This is a genomic window from Vibrio sp. 10N.247.310.23 (assembly GCF_041467155.1).
Lineage (GTDB): Bacteria > Pseudomonadota > Gammaproteobacteria > Enterobacterales > Vibrionaceae > Vibrio > Vibrio crassostreae_C.
Map to the genome: position 1 here is coordinate 1 of NZ_JBFSTZ010000063.1, position 4,881 is coordinate 4,881.

Annotated in this window: 6 protein-coding genes and 1 pseudogene; 5 read left to right on the forward strand and 2 right to left on the reverse strand. The window is 39.0% G+C overall.

All coding sequences use genetic code 11. From position 1 onward, the window contains the following. A pseudogene (locus AB6D93_RS23465) lies at positions 1-428 on the reverse strand (hypothetical protein); the annotation flags it as partial. A gap of 524 nt (positions 429-952) precedes the next feature. On the opposite strand from AB6D93_RS23465, the gene AB6D93_RS23470 reads away from it, so the two are divergent. From AB6D93_RS23470 to AB6D93_RS23480, 3 genes are read left to right on the forward strand one after another with little or no spacing between them, the layout of a single operon-like run. Further along, positions 953-1,426 carry a hypothetical protein gene (locus AB6D93_RS23470; protein ID WP_102332394.1) on the forward strand — a complete coding sequence of 158 codons (474 nt, stop codon included), beginning with the start codon at positions 953-955 and terminating at the stop codon, positions 1,424-1,426. Between the two features lie 3 nt (positions 1,427-1,429). Next, entirely contained in the window at positions 1,430-2,077 is a 648-nt protein-coding gene (elbB, locus tag AB6D93_RS23475) for an isoprenoid biosynthesis glyoxalase ElbB (protein ID WP_102332395.1), read from the forward strand. Positions 2,078-2,088: 11 nt separating this feature from the next. Next, positions 2,089-2,514, forward strand: a complete 426-nt coding sequence (locus AB6D93_RS23480) for a hypothetical protein (protein ID WP_102332396.1) — start codon at positions 2,089-2,091, stop codon at positions 2,512-2,514. 25 nt (positions 2,515-2,539) lie between these two features. On the opposite strand, the gene AB6D93_RS23485 is transcribed toward AB6D93_RS23480, so the two are convergent. Beyond that, positions 2,540-3,130, reverse strand: a complete 591-nt coding sequence (locus tag AB6D93_RS23485) for an XRE family transcriptional regulator (protein ID WP_102332397.1) — start codon at positions 3,128-3,130, stop codon at positions 2,540-2,542. 418 nt (positions 3,131-3,548) lie between these two features. Here AB6D93_RS23485 and AB6D93_RS23490 point away from each other — a divergent pair, with 418 nt between their 5' ends. Continuing rightward, the gene (locus AB6D93_RS23490) at positions 3,549-3,728 is read left to right on the forward strand and encodes a TraY domain-containing protein (protein WP_102332398.1); all 180 of its coding nucleotides are present in this window, start codon (positions 3,549-3,551) and stop codon (positions 3,726-3,728) included. Positions 3,729-4,109: 381 nt separating this feature from the next. Next, on the forward strand, positions 4,110-4,352 hold the full coding sequence (locus AB6D93_RS23495) for a hypothetical protein (RefSeq protein ID WP_102332399.1): 243 nt from the start codon (positions 4,110-4,112) through the stop codon (positions 4,350-4,352). Positions 4,353-4,881 lie beyond the last annotated feature (529 nt).

Below are 4,881 nucleotides of genomic sequence, written 5' to 3' on the forward strand. Positions count from 1 at the left end.
AACTGATCATAACTAATCGGTTTCAAACCAGCCTCAGTTGGTTGGCCAACACGACCACCAATGAGATCAGTATTGGTAAGAATACACGCTAATACCTTTGCCACCAAAGTTCGACACTGAATATTATTGATAGCAGCACCTCCCCAAGCAAAAAGCCCAGGGAAACGTTGAGGGTTAGTGATGAACTCTTCACAACCTTTTAGGATAAAGGCGTATTCGTGGGGAAGGTCTACCCACTCACCAGAACGTAATAAACGGCGTTTAGAAAAGCCAAAGCAAAAGTTAGAGTTAGAGTTAGTATCCTGCTCACGGCTGACAATATCATGATTCAAAGCAATCAACTCATGCTTACGGGCTTTGCGTTTGGCACGATATTCTTTGTCGTATTGAGATTTAGTTTGAAGAGTATTTTGCTCAGAGAATGACATAACACACCCCAACAGAACTCAAGCACTCGCACAATGAAATAGGTTCACTGACATAGTAATGGCTTGGACTGAGAGTATGTTTAGATGTTACGCACCTAGGGCGCGGAAGTTGTAATTGATTCATATTTAGATTCCTGAGTTTGTAAGTTCTGCTTAGGTGGTAAGTCCAAACAGATGTATTAAATGTATAGTGAAAATCGAGAAAGATCAACGATCAACTTCATGATCTTCAGATACAACAAAGCCAGACCCTCAGGAAGTCTGGCTTTGTTGCTGAATGTTAGCATTAAGGAACCACCCTTAACCACTCATATGTTCTTAATACACTGCGTAAAACTCTACGCAGGTAGCGTGCTATGCAATGCACTCTGAACATGGATAAGTATAGTGAAACAGAATAAAAAAAACAACCAAAGAAAAAAAGAAACGCTTTCTGAATTAACATCACAAACCAACATTACAGTGTTGCATATTAACACAAATGTCATTAGAAGTTAATGACATACTAAAGGTAAGGTTTAGTTATGAAATTAAAGTTATTGTTTTTCTTTTTTTTGGTCTTTGGACTTACAGGGTGGGGAGTTGCTCTAACTAAGCCGAATAAACTTGACCAACTTTCTCCGTCTATGACCTATAACTATGTGAAATCTGTAGTTTGGTATCATTCTAGAGGGAAGTTAAAAGAGTTAGAAAGCATCCTGCTGAATGAGGATTTAGATGACGAAATAGCAATAAAACGTAAAATTAAAAACATGCTTAAACATCGCACCTCTGTCTACCTGAGAGAGTTCAATTCTCTTAATGCACCCATTGAGAAGGTTGGAAACCGCTATAACGATTTATTCAAATTTACTCCATTTTTGGATGATGTATACACGGTCGTTTTTTCTAATAAAGATGTTCACCATAAACTAAGCCTAATCGGCGACATTATGGAGTCATATCAAACAAAAGCTAACGATCAATTACTTGATTTAATGAACAACAAAGGAAACTAGGTTATGAAAAAAATTGCAGTAGTATTATCTGGCTGTGGCGTCTTTGATGGCGCTGAAATTAATGAGGTTGTGTTAACGTTGTTAGCTCTCGAGGAGCAAGGGGTAGATTATCAATGCTTCGCACCAGACAAACCTCAAACGCACACAATCAACCACCTTCAAGGTAATGAAAAAGAACAAACTCGTAATGTACTTGAGGAGGCAGCTCGTATTGTAAGAGGCAATGTTACTTCACTGTCGGAATTGAATGAAAATGAATTTTCAGCCCTGATTGTCCCTGGTGGCTTCGGTGTGGCAAAAAATTTATCTACACTTGCGTTTGATAGCGCTGATTTCTCTATAGACGCAGGCTTTCAAGACATCATGATGGCCTTTGCCAACAAGAGGAAACCTGTTGGGTACATGTGTATTGCTCCGGTTCTTTTACCAAAAGTATATAATGGCGTACGTTGCACAATCGGTTGCGATCAAGATACAGCTAACATTATAAATAGCCTAGGTGGTATGCACATCGACTGCACTGTAGATAGTATTGTTATCGATAAAGATCATAACGTCGTCACTACACCAGCATATATGCTCGCTGACAATATAAGTAGTGCTAAAAGTGGCATTGATAAGTTAGTAGAGCAAGTGGTATCAATGATTTAGGGTTAGTTTCAATGGAAAACACTTACGATATTTTTTGTTTTATTGGAGTAAGTATTTTTTTAGGTATTGGACTTTGGTTTGCTCTGGAAGCGTTTTGGTTTCAAGCGAGCGTTGAGCCTATTCACACCTCTGCTCTACATATCCAAGCACCTCAAAAAACTGAACTGTTGTTTAACTCATCGGAAAATTTAGTGTTGTATGGCAGTGATGAAATACTAAAAATCAAGAGGGGGAGTACTAACCATCGCTTTATTAGCTATTTGTTTGATCACGAAGGGCAAGATATCCCTATAGAACAACTATATAGAGATCTCAAACTTCCCGAAAATACATACATAAAAAAACTTATCGCAAATACTAAACTTCCAAGGGAAATTAGAAATCAAGCATTCGTTTTAAGCGGAAGCACCATTAATTTTAAAGCAAGTTTACACTAAACAATGCAGCCTTGTGTTGCATTCATTACCTTTGGCAAATAGAAGAAATGATCCTTCCTAACACATCAACTTTAGACAGTTGTTGAAATGTAAGTAGCTCATCCTTTTGGCTACCTAAAGATTGCAACCTAACGCCAGTTGATGTGAAAGATAACCGGCGGATTGAGACGAAATCCTGTGTTTTAAAAACATATAGTTTTTCATCTTTAAAGTGCTTATCTTCGATATCTACGATTAAGGTACTTCCGTCAGGCAAGACCTCTCCCATGCTATTCCCTTCCACTAAGATATATACCAGACGTTCACTGTGGCCCGAAGGGAGTAGACGCGCATCAACAAATACAGGCTCCCCTCCACCTTTGTAGGATTGAATTGATACCGCAAAACTCTCAGGAACAGGAGTCACTTTAGCGCTATCAACACCGACCCTCAACCATTCAAAGCTGACATTGTAGTGTTCAGCTAAGCGTTTCAATTTGGTATCTCTTGGAATAATTAAATCTTTTTCCCATTTCCCAATAGTTGTCCCTGTCACTTTTGCAATACGAGCAACATCTTCTTTTGTCAGCCTAAATTTAATCCTCAGATCTTCTAATCGTTGACCCAACGTTTGCATTTCACATAACCCTAAAAGAAGAAAAACACCTAAATTCTAAGACTCATACCTCACACAATAAAAATGAGACCAAGCCTTTAAAGGCGAAAGTCCTACTTAAAGGTTGATCATGCGGCCGATTTAGTTTAATTTAGAAACATGATTGTTATAGCGACACCGCCAGAAAGCTGACTAAAGGTAACCCCATAAGCAATTGAATATTATAGCTTTCTCACCATTTTCTCACAGGAGTGAGAAAAAAGAACAATTTCTCAGAAAATAAAAGTGTGATCTGATTAACGTTATTTTTAGGTATTTAAATCACTTTACTCGTAGCGTATTTGAGCGTTTCAACATTAAAGATAGAGATTGGTAAGCTCTAAAAATTAATGATGATCCTTTGACTATTAATTATGTTTTTTATTTAGGAAGGTTTTGTATGAATTCGAAATCAAATTCCATTGTTGACAACAATGAAATCGGGATCGCTTTTAATCTTTCATCAACTGCAAATAAAACTTTAACGAGATCGGCAAAAAAAGCAGAACGTGCAAAAAAAAGAGAGGGGAAACTTCGATTAGAAGATCACCTCAAGCGTTTTCCAGACTGGTCGTTGTAACAAATAACTTCGCCATATCAGCTAAAACGTATGGTCAAAGCAAAAGAAAAGAAACGCATTTGATATTAAAAGCGTTTCATTTACTCCCGAAAGTGCAGCGCACTCAGTTACTGAGAGACTGCGGACTTTCATAATTTTTACCGTGTGAAGTCTGTTTTTCGGACTTGGTAAACGCTCTTTAACAATTTCGCCGTGGTAGGTCGTCCCGCTCTCGTAGCATCGTTGGTAAACGAGGCTATTGATATTAGGGAGACCGAAGATGGATGCCTCAAAATCCATCAATCACACCCAACGCCTAGTAAGCGTGGCGGGAGCTGAACGCGCGATCAGCATAACGTGATAGCGCATTTTTATTCTTTGTACTGCTTTTGGAGGTCAGTAATGAAGAGAAACCGTGTTCGTACTTTTTGTGGCAAAACACCTAACAAATCACTGTGTGCTTGCGCTCCAATCAGTCATGCCGAGAAAGCTGTCTATCAAGCTTCGTGGGATAGATGTGCAGCCAACAGAGTGCAAGAGTCAACCGCGAATAGATCGGTCTCTAAAGACTCTGATTGGGATTTTTTAGAAACCGTTTTAGGGCGGTCATTGGATGAAAAAGATATCGCAAAGGAGGCTACCTGACGATGACTCGACTCACACGAAAATACATCAGAAAATTGATGTGCTGCGGGTTTACTGAGCGCGCCGCCCTCAAAATATTACTTAATTTATCTGAAAAAGACATGCAATCCGTAGTGGCTAGTTATGAGAAAACAGTCTTATATCTTTAATGCAAAAACGTCACACCATTGTTTTAACGGCGAAATATATCAAGCTCTCTATGGTTGAACCAGGCCATTGCAGAGTTTCTTTTTGATGTTTATACATCCCCAAAAAACCATCGCTCGTTACCTCGACTTTTTATCTCAATAGAAAAGAGCCTGCCTATCCGCAGCTCCCCTTAATGAATCAATCATCCATTCGACATGATTGTCACCTCATACCTCGAACGCTTGTTCGTTGCTATATCCAGCAGCTTCTTACTGCTCTCAATACGCGTCCAATCATGCAACAAACATGAATTAATGGACGCAAAACTGTAAATCAAGGAAAAAACAATGATGAATAATACTACTGCGGTAGATCAAACCCACCGCTCACTTCGTAGCGC

Coding starts and splice junctions, on each gene's coding strand:
- AB6D93_RS23495 (WP_102332399.1), top strand. CDS start 4,110: ATGAAGAGAAACCGTGTTCGTACTTTTTGTGGCAAAACACCTAACAAA.
- elbB (WP_102332395.1), top strand. CDS start 1,430: ATGAAAAAAATTGCAGTAGTATTATCTGGCTGTGGCGTCTTTGATGGC.
- AB6D93_RS23470 (WP_102332394.1), top strand. CDS start 953: ATGAAATTAAAGTTATTGTTTTTCTTTTTTTTGGTCTTTGGACTTACA.
- AB6D93_RS23485 (WP_102332397.1), bottom strand. CDS start 3,130: ATGCAAACGTTGGGTCAACGATTAGAAGATCTGAGGATTAAATTTAGG.
- AB6D93_RS23480 (WP_102332396.1), top strand. CDS start 2,089: ATGGAAAACACTTACGATATTTTTTGTTTTATTGGAGTAAGTATTTTT.
- AB6D93_RS23490 (WP_102332398.1), top strand. CDS start 3,549: ATGAATTCGAAATCAAATTCCATTGTTGACAACAATGAAATCGGGATC.